The following is a 14,850-nucleotide window of genomic DNA, read 5'->3' as shown; positions in this document are numbered from 1 at the left end:
GCAGCCTCTCAGTCTGCGGCCGGAACGGCGGCGGCGATGGCTTCTTCGACGGTCTGATGCCGGAAGGTGAAGCCGCTGCCTTCGAGCGCCGCCGGCACAACGTGCTGGTCAGAAGTGAGGATCGCCTCGGTGGCGTCCGCTCCGAGGAGAAGGCGGATGCCCCAGACAGGAGCGCGCAGGAGGTAGGGCCGGTTCATACGGATCGCCAATGCGAAACCGAGGTCATTGGCGCTGGCGCGGGTCGGTCCGGTGAGGTTGACGGGACCGCTGAGGTCGTGGTCGATGACATGGCGGATCGCGCGCACCTCGTCGTCGAGCGAGATCCACGGCCACGCCTGCGTGCCGCTGCCGATGGGGCCGCTGAGTCCGAGCTTCGTCAACAGCAGGAGGGGCTTCAGCACCCCGTCGCGATGGACCACGGGAGCGGTGCGGAGCGTGGCCACGCGCGCCGCATCCCCGGCGGCGTAGGCGGCACTTTCCCATTCGCCGCAGAGGTCGGCGAGGAACGAGTCCCCCCGGGGAGAGTCCTCGGTGAGTACCTCGCCGGGCGAGGATCCGTACCAACCGACGGCGGATGCGGAGACCAGCTTCGGCGCGTCGGGGCCCAACTCGCGCACGGCGCGAGCGAGAGCCTGTGTGGGCGTCAGGCGTGACCACACGAGCGTGTGCTTGTAGCCACGGGTCCACGGGAAGCGCCCGATGCTCGCGCCGTTGAGCCCGACCACGGCATCGGCGCCCGCGAGCACGTCGGGGTCGAGCGGTTCTCCGTCGATGAGCCATGAGACTTCACCGGCGGACTCGGGCGGCCGACGAACGAGGGTCGTCACCTCGACGCCGTCGGCCCGCAGATCGTCGACCAGGGCGGCGCCGATCAGGCCCGAAGCGCCCGCCACGACGACGCGGCGGGCGCGATCCTCCGGCTCAGGCAAGCGTCGCCTCGAGGGTGATCTCGATTCCTGCGAGCGCCTGCGAGACGGGGCATCCGGCTTTGGCGGCGGCGGCGATCCGCTCGAACGTTTCCGCATCGATGCCGGGCACGACGGCGTTGACGTTGAGGTGGCTTCCCGTGATGCCGGTACCGGGCTTGAGGGTGACCGACGCGGTCGTGTCGATCGACTCCGGGGGAGTGCCGTTCTGGCCGAGTTCGTGCGAGAGCGCCATGCTGAAGCACGACGCGTGGGCGGCGGCGATGAGCTCTTCCGGTGTGGTCGTGGTCGAGGAGCCTTCGCTGCGGGCCTTCCAATCGACATCGAACGGACCCTGGCCGGACGAGACGAACCGTACCTCGCCGGAACCGTCGGTCAGTCCGCCTTTCCAAGCGGTCGTGGCTTCACTGGTCACGGTCATCGAGAACCTCCCAAAGTTGCGGGCGCCCAGGGGCGGGCGCGTCGCGGTCAGCCTAACGGGGTGGGTTCGCGGCGCGCGACGGGTTGACAGCGCGCATCGGGTCAGGATGCCGAAGGGCGGGCGCGTCCGAGGAGTCCGGCTCGGGCGAGGCCGAGGTACATCATGCAGCCGAGACACACGCCGAACGCAGCGTTGAGGAAGGCGGCGACGAACGCGATCGACGCCGAGACGGGGACGGCGAGGGGGAGGCCGATCAGGTGAAGGACGATCCCGATCGTCACGACGGCCAGTCCCACGCCCTGCGCGAAGCGCGGCGGGCGCGGGTCTTCCCATTCGGCGGGCGGGGCCAGTCGCGGTTGCACGAGACGACGATAGATCACGGCCCACGGCATCGTCCGCGGCGAGAGGACGCCCCACAGGAACAGCAGTGCGAGGACGACGAGCAGGAGGAACGCGGGCTGCGTCGCACGGGCGACGAGCACCGTGGAACCGAGCCCGGGGACGAACGTCTGTCCCGACAGGGGCTGGTAGGCGAGCCAGCCGAACGAGGCGGTCGAGACGGCGGGAGTCGTCAATCCGACGAAGACGACGACGAGCAGGAGCGCCGAGGTGATCGCCGCAGCGAAGCGGGGGCCGCGGGGGTCGATGCCCGCGGGCCGTGTCGGTTCGTCCTCAGACACGTTCGGGTGTGCCTGTCAGTCTGCGCAGCTCGAGGTCGACCACGTGGCGGCTCGGCGCGCCGCCGAAGCGCGTCTGCACGGCGCCGTGGCGGTCGAGAATGAGCGTGGTCGGCGTCTGCATCACGTGGAAGTGTCGCGCGATGTCGGGTCGATCCGTCACGTCGATGTCGAGATGACGGACGCCGTCGTGCTCGGCGGCGAGCGAGGCGAGAGTGCGGTGGACACCCGGGCACCGGGCGCACATCTCGGTGCTGAACTGTAGCAGGGTCGCGGCGTCGCCGAGCGCCTCCGCGCCCAGTCGATGCGGCTCGACCACCTCGTGCGGGATGTGCCGGCGCGGGCGCGATTCGAGCCGACGCATGACGAAGCCGATGCCGATCGTCAGCACGAGAAGTGCTGCGATGGTGATGAGCGCGCCGACGAAATCCACAGCCACTCAGAATAGACCCGTTTCGCCGTGGGAATGCTGGATGACGTCATGTTGCGTCTCGGCGTCGGATGTCGCTGCTCGCGCCGGACCGTTCGGTGCGGGCGCGGGTATCCTGGCACGCGTGACGACGCCGATCCCGACTCCGTACGAAGACCTCCTCCGCGACGTGCTCGCCCACGGGGTTCACAAGGACGATCGCACCGGAACGGGGACGACGAGCGTCTTCGGCCGTCAGCTGCGCTTCGATCTCTCCGAGGGCTTTCCGCTGATCACGACGAAGCGCGTCCACTTCCCCTCGATCGCGTACGAGCTGCTGTGGTTCCTGCGGGGGGACTCGAACGTGCGGTGGTTGCAGGATCGCGGGGTGACGATCTGGGACGAGTGGGCCGATGACCAGGGCGAGCTCGGTCCCGTCTACGGCGTGCAGTGGCGTTCGTGGCCGACACCCTCGGGGGAGCAGATCGATCAGATCTCGCAGGTCGTCGACCAGATCCGTCAGAACCCCGATTCCCGCAGGCTCATCGTCTCGGCGTGGAACCCGGCCGACATCCCCGACATGGCGTTGGCGCCGTGTCACGCGCTGTTCCAGTTCTATGTCGCCGACGGAAAACTGTCGTGCCAGTTGTATCAGCGCAGCGCGGACCTCTTTCTGGGTGTTCCGTTCAACATCGCCTCCTACGCGCTTCTGACACTGATGGTCGCCCAGCAGACAGGGCTCGAGCCCGGAGACTTCGTCTGGACCGGCGGTGACTGCCACATCTACGACAACCATCGCGCGCAGGTGACCGAGCAGCTCACCCGGGAGCCGTATGCGCCGCCGACGCTGCGGTTCGCCCGGCATCCGGATTCGGTCTTCGATTACGAGTTCGACGACTTCGTCGTCGAGAACTATCGACACCACCCGGCCATCCGGGCCGCTGTGGCCGTATGAGCGTCGGGCTGGTGTGGGCCGAGGCCCGCGGCGGGGTCATCGGATCCGAGGGCGGCATGCCCTGGCACGTTCCCGAGGACCTCGCGCATTTCAAAGAAATCACCCTTGGGGCGCCGGTCATCATGGGGCGGCGCACCTGGGAGTCATTTCCGGCCCGGTTCCGGCCGCTACCCGGCCGTCGCAACATCGTGGTGACGGGCAACGACCGGTGGGCGGATGCCGGCGCCACCCGCGCGGCGTCGTTGGCCGACGCGCTCGCCGTGGCAGGTGACGGCCGCGTGTGGGTGATCGGCGGTGGTGGGCTCTTCCGTGAGGCGATCGACGACGCCGACCTGCTGGAGGTCACCGAGCTGGATCTCACCGTCGACGGCGACACCTTCGCCCCGTCCCGCGAGGGGTGGGAACCGGTCGCCGAAGGGGAGTGGCGCGTGTCGACGTCGGGCATCCGATATCGCTTTCTGCGGTACGAGCGACGCGCCGCGTAGGGAGCACCCCATAGGCTGGGGCGCATGCCCACGGCACTCATCACCGGCGCGAGCTCGGGGCTCGGCGCCGAATATGCCCGTCAGCTCGCCGCGCGCGGGGCTGATCTCGTGCTGGTCGCGCGAGATCGGGACGCGCTGGAAAGCCTCGCCGCGCAGCTTCGCGCGCGCGATGCCGTCAAGGTCGAGGTCCTCGTCGCCGATCTGGTGAAGGCGCGCCAGCGCGAGAAGGTCGAGGCGCGTCTGACCGACGAGTCACGGCCCGTTGACGTCTTGGTGAACAACGCAGGCTACGGGCTGCCGTTGGAATTCGAGAAGAACGACATCGAGGACGAAGCCCGCCACCTGCAGTTGCATGTCGAGGTCACGATGCGCCTCATGCACGCGGCACTGCAACCGATGCTCGCGCGAGGTCGAGGCCGCATCCTCAACGTCGCGTCCGTGGCGGCCTTCATCCCGCGCTCGACGTACGGCGCGGTGAAGGGTTGGGTGGTGAGCTTCAGCCGCTGGGCCAACGGCAGGTACGCGCCGCAGGGCGTCACGGTCACCGCCGTCTGCCCGGGGTTCACCCACACGAACTTCCACGAGCGGGCGGGGTTGCCACCCGGTGAAGAGGGCGTCGCGTCGTGGATGTGGCTGGATGCCGGTCAGGTGGTGCGGGAGTCCCTGCGCGATGCCGCCCGCGGCAAGGCCGTTTCCGTCCCCTCGTACACGTACAAGGCACTCGTCGCGCTCACCCGCCTGGTTCCGCCCAGCCTCGCGGCCAAGGCCGGCGAGAGCGGACGCTGACGCGCGTCGGGCGCGCGGCATCCCGGTAGCCTGAGAGGCATGACTCACACCGGCAATCCCTTCGGTCAGGTGCTCGTCGCGCTCGTCACTCCGATGACGGCGGACGGTGAGGTCGATTGGCCCGCCGTCGAGAAGCACATCGACGACGTCATCGTCGACGGTGCGGACGGCATCGTCGTCACCGGGACCACGGGTGAGACCTCGACCCTCACGGATGCCGAGAAGGTGCGGCTCGTCGAGGTCGGCAAGGACGTCGCGGCCGGACGTGCATCGATCATCACCGGTGGCGGCTCCAACGAGACCGCCCACGCGATCGAGCTCTACAAGGCGAGCGAGAAGGCCGGCGCTGACGGCATCATGATCGTCACGCCCTACTACAACAAGCCGACTCAGGCGGGCATCCTCACCCATTTCCGTCTCGTCGCCGATGCGACCGACCTCCCGGTCATCCTCTACGACATCCCGGGGCGCACCGGCGTGCCCATCAAGTACGAGACCATTCTGCGCCTCGCGAAGCATCCCAACATCCTCGCAGTCAAAGACGCCAAGGGGGACTTCTCGGAGGTCAGCCGTGTTCTCAACCAGACCGATCTCATGTACTTCTCGGGCGACGACGCCAACGTGCTCCCGCATCTGGCGATCGGGGCGACAGGCCTCATCGGCGTGACCGCGAACATCGCCGCCCGGCCGTATCGTGTCATCGTCGACGCGGTCAACGACGGCGACCTGCACCGCGCGACCACGGCCCACAAGCAGCTCGAACCGCTGGTGCGGGCGGCGATGACCCACGTGCCGGGGACCGTTGCGGCGAAGTACATCCTCCACGGCCTCGGTCGCATCTCCAGCCCGCGCGTTCGGTTGCCACTGGTCGGCCCGGAGGAGTGGGAAGCCGCCATGATCGAGGACGAGCTGGCTCTGGTCACCGACGTCCCGGGCGTCGACTTCACCGATTTCCGCCCCGACCGCAACGCCGCTGCCGGCGGCGCACTCCCGAAGGTTTCGGGAACGACGAGATAGCGCCGCTCCCGCGACCGCATGACTGGATGCCGTGGCATCCGAGGAGGCACAGATGCCCACACAACTTCAGGACCCGCCCGCTCTCGAGCCGGGGACGCTGCGTATCGTTCCGCTCGGTGGCCTCGGCGAGGTCGGACGCAACATGACCGTGTTCGAGTTCGACGGCAAACTGCTGATCGTCGACTGCGGTGTGCTCTTCCCCGAGGAACATCAGCCCGGTGTCGACCTGATCCTGCCCGACTTCGAGCCGATCAAGGACCGCCTCGACGACGTCGTCGGCATCGTTCTGACGCACGGCCACGAAGACCACATCGGTGCGGTGCCGTATCTGTTGCGTCTGAACCGCGAGATCCCCCTGATCGGTTCCGGGCTGACGCTCGCGCTCGTCGAGGCGAAGCTCAAGGAACACCGGATCAAGCCGTACACCCTCACCGTCACGGAGGGTGATCGCGAGCAGCTCGGGCCGTTCGACCTCGAGTTCATCGCCGTGAACCACTCGATCCCCGATGCACTGGCCGTGGCGATCCGCACCCCCGCGGGCGTCGTGCTGGCCACGGGCGACTTCAAGATGGACCAGCTGCCGCTGGACGGTCGCCTCACCGACCTGCGGTCCTTCGCGCGCATCGGCGAGGAGGGCATCGACCTGTTCCTCGTCGATTCCACGAACGCCGACGTCCCCGGTTTCACCCCGCTGGAGCGCGAGATCGGGCCGGTCCTCGACCAGGTCATCGCGAAGGCACCGCGACGCGTCATCGTCGCCAGCTTCTCCAGTCACGTCCATCGTGTGCAGCAGGTGTTGGATGCCGCAGCCGCCCATGGGCGCCGGGTCGCACTCCTCGGGCGCAGCATGCTGCGCAATATGACGATCGCCTCCGACCTCGGGTATCTGAACGTGCCCGACGGCGTGCTCATCGACTACAAGAAGGCGCGCGATCTGCCCGACGACAAGATCGTCTACATGTCGACGGGTTCGCAGGGTGAGCCGATGGCCGTGCTCAGCCGCATGGCGAACCTCGACCACGAGATCGAACCGGGACCCGGCGACACGGTGATCCTCGCGTCGAGCCTCATCCCGGGCAACGAGAACGCCGTCTACCGGGTGATCGACGGCCTCACCAAACTCGGCGCCAACGTCGTGCACAAGGGCAACGCTCGCGTGCACGTCTCCGGCCACGCCGCCGCGGGCGAACTGCTGTATTGCTACAACATCCTCAAGCCCCGCAACGTGCTTCCGATCCACGGCGAGTACCGCCACCTGATGGCCAACGCGAAGCTCGCGCAAGACACCGGGGTGCCGGCGGAGCGCACCATCCTCGGCGAGAACGGCACCGTGATCGACTTGCGCGACGGCGACGCCCGTGTCGTCGGACAGCTCGACCTGGGCTTCGTCTACGTCGACGGCTCCACGGTCGGCGAGATCACCGATGCCGACTTGAAGGACCGCCGCATCCTCGGCGAGGAGGGGTTCATCTCGGTCATCGTCGTGGTCGACGCCGCCACCGGCAAGATCATCAGCGGTCCCGAGATCCACGCGCGCGGGTTCGCCGAGCACGACAAGGTGTTCGACGACGTCAAGCCCAAGATCGCTGCCGCGCTCGCGGACGCGGCGCAGTCGGGCGTGCGCGACCAGCACGCCCTCTCGCAGGTGGTCCGTCGCACGATCGGCCGCTGGGTCAACCAGCGCTTGCGTCGTCGGCCGATGATCGTGCCGCTGGTCATCGAAGCCTGACGGCGCCATCCACAGCGAGACGACACGCGGGCGAAACACACGCGTCCTAGTGTCCGATCTGTGAGCAGCGCATTCCGGATTCGCGACGCCGAGCAGGCGGACGGGCCGTTCCTCGGCGAGATGCTCGTCGAGGCGGCCACGTGGCGAGCGGGAACGACGCGGCCGCGGCACGAGGTGCTGTCCAGTCCCGAGCACGGTCGCTACGTCGCCGGTTGGATGCGTCCCGGTGATGCCGGCTTCGTCGCAGTCGATGCGCAGGCGCAGCCGGTGGGCGCAGCCTGGTACCGCATGCACGCGCGCAGCGACCCCGGCTTCGGGTATGTCGCGACGGGGGTGCCCGAACTCATCATCGGCGTACGGCCGATATGGCGCGCCCACGGGGTCGGGCGCCTGCTGCTGCGCGCCCTGTGCGACCGAGCGCGCGCCGACGGGTTCGCCCGCATCTCGCTCAGTGTCGAACGGGACAACTACGCCACCGTCCTGTACCGCAGCGAGGGCTTCGCGGTGACCCAGCGGGGAATCGGACGCGACACGATGGTCAAACGCCTGCGCTGACCGCCGGCGCCGAGTACCCGGTGTGCCCGCGTCGCTCCCCGGAAACGTCGGACCCCGGTCGTACCGTGGAGAAATGGCCAAGAGCACGAGCTCGACCAAGAGCACCCGCGCGTCCACTGGCACATCGACGCGCGCGCGCAAGAGCGAACCTGCACCCAAGCGGTACGTCGGCGAGCCCGAGCGCCCGCCGGTCGTGGTTCGCGCATGGCTCGGCCTCGCCCACGCGACGGGTGGACTCTTCCGCGCGTTCGGTCCCGAGACGCTCGAGAAAGACCAGCGTCGCGACGGATTCCCGTTCTTGCTCGTGCTGCTGGCGGTCGTCGGCGCAGTCAACGAGTGGTTCTTCATCGGCAACGAGGTCGCGGCGACCATCAGCGCCTATTCGGTGGGCGGGCTCCTCGGTCGCGAGGCGTTCATCTTGCCCGTCTTGTTGCTCATCCTCGCCGGCTGGATGTTCCGGCATCCGTCGTCGGTGCATGACAACGGCCGCATCGGCATCGGCTTCGGCATGCTTGTGTGGACGATCGCCGGATTCTGCCATGTCGCGGGCGATCGCCCCCAGCCCAGCGAAGGGCTCCCGGCGCTCAGCGAAGCCGGCGGGCTGTTCGGATGGATGATCGGTGAACCGCTCGCGATGCTGCTCACCCCGATCGGCGCCTACATCGTGCTCTCGGTACTGGCGATTCTCAGCATCCTCATCATCACCAAGACCCCGCCGAACCGCATCGGACGCCGGCTCGGGGAGCTCTACGCGTGGATGTTCGGCGCCGAACCCCGGACGCCGCGTTTCGAAGACAGTGACTCGAAGGATGCCGCACCGGACGCCGAGGACGGCGCCGACGACGCGTCGGGACTGCCGTGGTGGCGTCGCAACAAGACCGGGCGCGAGAAGGATCCCGACGACGGGATCGGATCTCAGGACCTCACCGAACTGTTGCCTCCCACCGGCACGCCCGCGGCGCTCGGTGGGTTCGACCAGGCCCTCGCCCCGGCCGAGCCTGTCGCTCCCGTTTCCGCCGAACCCGACGCTCTGACCGAGGTCATCGATCCGACCGTGCTTTCGGGCGCTGCGCAGGCGGCGTCCCGAGGCGGTACGTCCCTGCGTGACGACGCCGACCGCGACGACTCCACCGACGGGGAGCTTCCGAGCATCCAGGGCATCGGGACCGACGCACCGGGCGGTGCAGATTATCGCCTCCCGGCGGTCGAGGCGCTCGCTGCGGGTACGCCCCACAAGGAACGCTCCGAAGTCAACGACGCTGTCGTGCGGGCGATCACCAACGTCTTCGAGCAGTTCGGCGTCGATGCGCGGGTGACGGGATTCTCGCGGGGCCCGACCGTCACGCAGTACGAGATCGAGGTCGGTCCCGGAGTCAAGGTCGAGCGCATCACGGCGCTGACGAACAACATCGCCTACGCGGTGGCGTCGAACGAGGTACGGATCCTCGCCCCCATTCCGGGAAAGAGTGCGATCGGCGTCGAGATCCCCAACACCGATCGTGAGATCGTCACGCTCGGTGATGTCCTGCGCTCATCCGCGGCGGCCAACTCCACGCATCCCATGACGATCGGCGTCGGAAAAGACGTCGGCGGCGGGTACGTCGTGGCGAACCTCGCGAAGATGCCGCACCTCTTGGTCGCGGGCTCGACAGGATCGGGAAAGTCCAGCTTCGTCAACTCGATGATCACGAGCCTGCTCATGCGAGCCAAGCCCGCCGACGTGCGAATGGTGCTCATCGACCCCAAACGCGTCGAGCTGACGTCGTACGCCGGAGTGCCACACCTCATCACCCCCATCATCACCAACCCCAAGAAGGCCGCCGAGGCGCTGCAGTGGGTCGTGAAAGAGATGGACATGCGCTACGACGACCTCGCGTCGTTCGGGTTCCGACACATCGACGACTTCAACAAGGCGGTCGTCGCCGGCGAGATCGAACTCCCGGCCGGCAGCGAGCGCGTCCTCAAGCCCTACCCGTACCTGCTCGTGGTCGTCGACGAGCTCGCCGACCTCATGATGGTCGCACCGCGGGACGTCGAGGACTCGATCGTGCGGATCACGCAACTCGCCCGGGCCAGCGGCATCCATCTCGTCCTCGCAACGCAGCGTCCGTCCGTGGACGTCGTGACCGGTCTCATCAAGGCGAACGTGCCGTCACGGCTCGCGTTCGCGGTGACGAGCGTCACCGATTCGCGCGTCATCCTCGATCAGCCCGGAGCCGACCGACTCATCGGTCAAGGAGACGGGTTGTTCCTCCCGATGGGATCGTCTAAATCGCTGCGTGTACAGGGAGCGTGGGTCAGCGAAGTCGAGATCGAGAAGGTCGTCAAGCACGTCACCAACCAGGCGCGTCCCGAATACCGTGCCGACGTCGAAGCGGTGGCCGAGAAGAAAGAGATCGACGCCGACATCGGTGACGACCTCGAGTTGCTCCTGGCCGCCGCCGAACTCGTCGTCTCGACCCAGTTCGGATCGACGTCGATGTTGCAGCGCAAGTTGCGTGTCGGCTTCGCGAAGGCGGGCCGCCTGATGGACCTCATGGAGTCCCGTGAGATCGTCGGCCCCTCCGAGGGATCGAAGGCGCGTGACGTCCTCGTGACGAACGAGCAGCTCCCCGCCGTGCTGGCCCGCTTGCGCGGCGAGGACGTTCCCGACGAACCCGCCGACCAGTACGGCGCGGATGCGGTCGCCGCTCAGTACGACGGAATGCCCGTCGTCGAGTCCGACGAGGGCTCAGAGGATGCGTGGGGGCTGACCGGCCGCGACTGAGCCCGAGCACTCAGTAGGCTCGATCCATGGCGATACCGCGGCAGCTTCCCAACGCGATCACAATCGTGCGCATCCTGTGCGCACCGGTTTTCCTGTGGATGCTCCTCGTCGACGGTGGTGCCGACGGGCCCCTGCGCTGGTGGGCCGCGGTGTTGTTCATCGTCGCGATCGCCACCGATGGAATCGACGGCTACCTCGCCCGCAAGTACGAGATCGTGACCGACCTGGGCAAGCTGCTCGACCCGATCGCCGACAAAGCGCTCACCGGGTGCGCGTTCGTCGGGTTGTCGATCCTCGGCGAGCTGCCCTGGTGGATCACGATCGTCGTGCTCGTGCGTGAGATCGGAATCACGGTCTACCGGTTCGCGGTGGTCAGCGACCACGTGCTCGCGGCGGCATGGATGGGCAAGCTCAAGACCGTCGCCCAGGCTGTCGCGCTCTCTCTCGCCTTGCTGCCGCTGGCGGCGGTCGTCGGTGAGTGGATCGTGTGGATCAACATCGTCACGATGACGATCGCGGTGGTCCTCACGATCGCCAGCGGAATCGACTACATCGTCTCCGAGATGCGTGGCCGGGCGAAGCGATGACGCGGGCGCCCGCCCGTGACATTCTCGAGGCGCTGGCCGCGCGGGGATGGACCATCGCCGTCGCCGAATCGCTCACCGGCGGGATGGTGGTCTCCGCTCTCGTGGATGTGCCCGGGGCCTCCACCGTCGTGCGAGGCGGCGTGGTCGCCTACGCGACCGATGTGAAGCGCGATGTCCTGGGTGTCGACGGCTCGCTCCTCGCTGCGCGCGGCGCCGTGGACCCCGAGGTCGCCCGACAGATGGCGACGGGGGTGCGCGAGGCACTCGGTGCGGACGTGGGGGTCGCCACGACCGGTGTCGCCGGGCCTGAACCGCAGGACGGACGACCTGTGGGCACGCTGTACATCGCGGTCGTCACTCCTGCATCGGCGGCGGTTTCCGCGCTCGAGCTCTCGGCGGGGAGTCGGTCGGGTGTGCGCGAGGCGGCGACCTCCGCTGCATTGGAGGCGTGTCGAGCGGAATTGTGAGTGCTGTATGGGTGCTCTGCCGCATCCGTCGCCGGGATCGGGAACAACTCGTGTTTCGTGTCGGTTACATTCGGCGATTCCCACCTTTTGTCCAGCGCGGAGGAATAGATTGACCACACGTGGTGCTGTACCGTTGTCCACCCGGATACCGGTCGGGAAGCAGAAAGGGAGGGGGCCTGAGATGATCCTGGTTCGCCAAGAGATCGGCGAAGTCCTTCGTGACTTCCGCCAGCAAAAGGGCCGCACCCTCCGTCAGGTCGCCAGCCGCGCGAGCGTCGCGCTCGGGTACCTCAGCGAGGTCGAGCGTGGCCAGAAAGAGGCGTCGAGCGAGATCCTGTCCTCGGTTGCCGAGGCCCTCGAGGTCCCCATCTCCACGATCATGCGCGAGGTGAGCGACCGGCTCTCGGTGCTCGAGGGACTGAACTCCTTCCCCGACGTCGTGCCCGACGACCTCGTTGCCGAGGTCGGGCCCGAGCTGTCCTTCCACTGAGCCGCCGCCGGTTCGGTCATGCGTCGCAGTGAGTTCTTGCGCGCGGTCTCCGACGAGTTCGGAGTGCGCGGCGATGCCCTCGTGGTCGATCTTGCGCTCTCGGCGCTGGGCGGCCGTACAGCGGATGAGGCGATGACCTCGGGTGTCGCACCCAAGGAGGTCTGGCTCGCGCTGTGCGAGGAGACCGATGTCCCGCGTGAGCGTCGCTACGGCGCCGGCCGTCTCGAACCGCGGCGCTGAGAGCGCACCGGTCGCGCGGAGGCGAATCGGCGCGTCGAAGTATCGGCCTTCCGGCGTGCAGCTGTGGCGTGTCGGTTCGAAGGTGTGTTCGATATTGCGCGTAGTCTCCTCCACAGAAGGTGTCGTCGATGCCTCCACTCACACTCCGTGGGGGAACCCCGATAGGAATGTCGGAACCCGGGCGTAGCGTGAGCGGCGTCGAAAGACACCAGACGCCTTGTCGCAGCATCCGTTCCACCCGGCGCGGGGCGCGACAGCCTTCAGGCGACGGAGATCTCCGGATGCGGTGACCGCAGACGGACAGAGTGCAGAAGGAGCACAGCATGCCATCAGCAGTTGACCGCGAGAAGGCCCTCGAATCGGCCCTCGCCCAGATCGACCGGCAGTTCGGAAAGGGCTCCGTCATGCGCCTCGGCAGTGACGAGCGCGCTCCCGTCGAGGTCGTGCCGACCGGATCCATCGCACTCGACGTCGCGCTGGGCATCGGCGGCCTGCCGCGTGGACGCATCATCGAGATCTACGGACCGGAGTCCTCGGGTAAGACGACACTGACGTTGCACGCGATCGCGAACGTTCAGCGCGCCGGCGGGATCGCCGCCTTCGTCGACGCCGAGCACGCGCTCGACCCCGACTACGCACAGAAGCTCGGTGTCGACATCGATTCGCTCCTCGTCTCGCAGCCCGACACGGGGGAGCAGGCGCTTGAGATCGCCGACATGCTCGTGCGGTCCGGCGCAATCGATCTCGTCGTCGTCGACTCGGTCGCCGCTCTCGTGCCGAAGGCCGAGATCGAAGGTGAGATGGGCGACTCGCACGTGGGCCTGCAGGCACGTCTTATGTCGCAGGCGTTGCGCAAGCTCACGGGTGGTCTCAACCAGACCAACACCACGATGATCTTCATCAACCAGCTGCGTGAGAAGATCGGCGTCTTCTTCGGGTCGCCCGAGACCACCGCGGGCGGCAAGGCCCTCAAGTTCTACGCGTCGGTGCGGCTCGACATCCGCCGTATCGAGACCCTCAAGGACGGTACCGATGCGGTCGGAAACCGCACCCGCGTCAAGATCGTCAAGAACAAGATGGCCCCGCCTTTCAAGCAGGCCGAGTTCGACATCCTCTACGGGGTCGGCATCTCCCGCGAGGGCAGTCTCATCGACTTCGGGGTCGAGCACGGCATCGTCAAGAAGTCCGGCGCGTGGTACACGTATGACGGTGAGCAGCTCGGGCAGGGCAAGGAGAACGCCCGAAACTTCCTCATCAAGAACCCCGACATCGCTGCAGAGATCGAGACCAAGATCAAGGCCAAGCTCGGTATCGGACAGCCCAAGGCCACCGAGGCGCCGGACGAGCTCGCGGCGCGTCGCCCCGCGTGATGGGTGTGGTGCGCCCTCCCCACTACGGCGGTGACGCGTGAGCGGCGAGGATCACCGGGGCGATGACCTCGCCCCGGTGATCCCTCTGTTCGGTCGACCGGGCGGTCAGGACGGCCACACCCCCGATGCAGGGATCCCGCGACTCGACCGCAGTCGAACCACGCGCCGCCGTGACATCCCGTTCCGTGGGGACGACGCCCCCAGCGCCTTGGCGGAGACGGCATCGGATGGTGCGGCCGCAGTCTGGAACGACACGTGGGGCGCGGATGCCGAACGATTCCACGGGCGACGACCGGGTGACGGGCAAGACCCGGACGCCGGCGACGAGTTGTCCGACGCGATCGACCTCGCTGAGCAGCGGTTGCTCCGACGCTTGCGGACCCGATCACTGTCCGTCCGCGAGGCGCGGGGGGTATTGGCCGAGGCGGGACTTCCCTCCGAGGCGACAGAGACCGTCATCGACAGACTCGTCGATCTCGGGTATCTGGACGACGCGGCGTTGGCCGAGCATCTCGTTCACGTCGCCGTTGACCGCAAGGGCCAGGGGCGGCAGGCGATCGCGCGGACGCTCGCACAGCGCGGAGTGCCGCGCGACGTGGCCGACGCTGCCATCGCCGGCCTGCCGGACGATGACGCCGAGCGGGCCCTGGAATTCGCCCGGTCCAAGGCGCGCTCGATGAGAAGCCTCGACCATGACACCGCCCTCCGGCGGCTTTCGGGGCAACTCGCACGCCGGGGTTACGGTGCTGCGATCGCGCTCGAGGTTGCGCGGCGCGCCATCGCCGAGCTCGACGCGCCGACGTCCGGTGTCCGTTTCCGCTGACGATTCGGGTGCGAGCGCGCAGGGTCGACGCGCACGAGGATCGGGGCGACGGCGGAGAACGCCGACGACGTGACGCAGGACGGCGCTCGTGTCAGACTTGCGCCATCGCGGCTGCGCGATCGCGCAGCGGGGGCGGAGTGTGTCCA

17 protein-coding genes are annotated in these 14,850 nt (G+C 67.9%); 13 read left to right on the top strand and 4 right to left on the bottom strand.

All coding sequences use genetic code 11. The annotated features are described in order from the left end of the window. Positions 1-8 precede the first annotated feature (8 nt). The 4 genes from ACFQZV_RS11410 to ACFQZV_RS11395 all read right to left on the bottom strand — a co-directional run bounded on the left by ACFQZV_RS11410 (position 9) and on the right by ACFQZV_RS11395 (position 2,457). Positions 9-929, bottom strand: coding sequence for a TIGR01777 family oxidoreductase (locus ACFQZV_RS11410; protein WP_378749614.1), 921 nt, complete (start codon positions 927-929; stop codon positions 9-11). Then, positions 922-1,347 (bottom strand): OsmC family peroxiredoxin, encoded by a 426-nt coding sequence (locus ACFQZV_RS11405; protein ID WP_378749612.1) that lies wholly within the window; start codon positions 1,345-1,347, stop codon positions 922-924. Before ACFQZV_RS11405 ends, ACFQZV_RS11410 begins: the two co-directional genes overlap by 8 nt. 101 nt (positions 1,348-1,448) lie before the next feature. Next, positions 1,449-2,027, bottom strand: coding sequence for a DUF4395 domain-containing protein (locus tag ACFQZV_RS11400; RefSeq protein WP_378749610.1), 579 nt, complete (start codon positions 2,025-2,027; stop codon positions 1,449-1,451). Beyond that, positions 2,020-2,457, bottom strand: coding sequence for a TlpA family protein disulfide reductase (locus ACFQZV_RS11395; protein ID WP_378749608.1), 438 nt, complete (start codon positions 2,455-2,457; stop codon positions 2,020-2,022). The genes ACFQZV_RS11400 and ACFQZV_RS11395 overlap by 8 nt, the downstream gene beginning before the upstream one ends. A 121-nt stretch (positions 2,458-2,578) precedes the next feature. Here ACFQZV_RS11395 and ACFQZV_RS11390 point away from each other — a divergent pair, with 121 nt between their 5' ends. The 13 genes from ACFQZV_RS11390 to ACFQZV_RS11330 all read left to right on the top strand — a co-directional run bounded on the left by ACFQZV_RS11390 (position 2,579) and on the right by ACFQZV_RS11330 (position 14,704). Then, a complete protein-coding gene (locus ACFQZV_RS11390; protein ID WP_378749606.1) occupies positions 2,579-3,388 on the top strand; it encodes a thymidylate synthase in 810 nt (269 codons plus the stop codon). Next, positions 3,385-3,873, top strand: a complete 489-nt coding sequence (locus ACFQZV_RS11385) for a dihydrofolate reductase (protein ID WP_378749604.1) — start codon at positions 3,385-3,387, stop codon at positions 3,871-3,873. The genes ACFQZV_RS11390 and ACFQZV_RS11385 overlap by 4 nt, the downstream gene beginning before the upstream one ends. A gap of 24 nt (positions 3,874-3,897) precedes the next feature. Beyond that, positions 3,898-4,659, top strand: coding sequence for an SDR family NAD(P)-dependent oxidoreductase (locus tag ACFQZV_RS11380; RefSeq protein ID WP_378749602.1), 762 nt, complete (start codon positions 3,898-3,900; stop codon positions 4,657-4,659). A gap of 39 nt (positions 4,660-4,698) precedes the next feature. Beyond that, positions 4,699-5,676, top strand: coding sequence for a 4-hydroxy-tetrahydrodipicolinate synthase (gene dapA, locus ACFQZV_RS11375; RefSeq protein ID WP_378749600.1), 978 nt, complete (start codon positions 4,699-4,701; stop codon positions 5,674-5,676). Positions 5,677-5,728: 52 nt separating this feature from the next. Then, positions 5,729-7,405: a ribonuclease J gene (locus ACFQZV_RS11370; RefSeq protein WP_378749598.1), complete on the top strand. Its 1,677-nt coding sequence runs from the start codon at positions 5,729-5,731 to the stop codon at positions 7,403-7,405. 120 nt (positions 7,406-7,525) lie between these two features. Continuing rightward, on the top strand, positions 7,526-7,960 hold the full coding sequence (locus ACFQZV_RS11365; protein ID WP_378749728.1) for a GNAT family N-acetyltransferase: 435 nt from the start codon (positions 7,526-7,528) through the stop codon (positions 7,958-7,960). 73 nt (positions 7,961-8,033) lie between these two features. Then, a complete protein-coding gene (locus ACFQZV_RS11360; RefSeq protein ID WP_378749596.1) occupies positions 8,034-10,727 on the top strand; it encodes an FtsK/SpoIIIE family DNA translocase in 2,694 nt (897 codons plus the stop codon). 26 nt (positions 10,728-10,753) lie between these two features. Next, a complete protein-coding gene (pgsA, locus tag ACFQZV_RS11355) occupies positions 10,754-11,314 on the top strand; it encodes a CDP-diacylglycerol--glycerol-3-phosphate 3-phosphatidyltransferase (protein WP_378749594.1) in 561 nt (186 codons plus the stop codon). Beyond that, the gene (locus tag ACFQZV_RS11350) at positions 11,311-11,781 is read left to right on the top strand and encodes a CinA family protein (protein ID WP_378749592.1); all 471 of its coding nucleotides are present in this window, start codon (positions 11,311-11,313) and stop codon (positions 11,779-11,781) included. The genes pgsA and ACFQZV_RS11350 overlap by 4 nt, the downstream gene beginning before the upstream one ends. 181 nt (positions 11,782-11,962) lie before the next feature. Continuing rightward, on the top strand, positions 11,963-12,271 hold the full coding sequence (locus tag ACFQZV_RS11345; protein ID WP_378749590.1) for a helix-turn-helix domain-containing protein: 309 nt from the start codon (positions 11,963-11,965) through the stop codon (positions 12,269-12,271). 18 nt (positions 12,272-12,289) lie between these two features. After that, positions 12,290-12,511 carry a DUF3046 domain-containing protein gene (locus ACFQZV_RS11340; protein WP_378749588.1) on the top strand — a complete coding sequence of 74 codons (222 nt, stop codon included), beginning with the start codon at positions 12,290-12,292 and terminating at the stop codon, positions 12,509-12,511. Positions 12,512-12,834: 323 nt separating this feature from the next. Then, complete coding sequence (gene recA / locus ACFQZV_RS11335; RefSeq protein ID WP_378749586.1) at positions 12,835-13,881, top strand: recombinase RecA; 1,047 nt, start codon at positions 12,835-12,837, stop codon at positions 13,879-13,881. A 37-nt stretch (positions 13,882-13,918) separates the two neighbouring features. After that, a complete protein-coding gene (locus ACFQZV_RS11330) occupies positions 13,919-14,704 on the top strand; it encodes a regulatory protein RecX (protein ID WP_378749584.1) in 786 nt (261 codons plus the stop codon). Positions 14,705-14,850 lie beyond the last annotated feature (146 nt).

Source organism: Microbacterium koreense (assembly GCF_042677105.1).
In the GTDB taxonomy this organism is placed as follows: Bacteria; Actinomycetota; Actinomycetes; order Actinomycetales; family Microbacteriaceae; genus Microbacterium; species Microbacterium koreense.
Note: the sequence above shows the minus strand (reverse complement) of the source record. Positions and strands in the feature narration are given on the sequence as shown.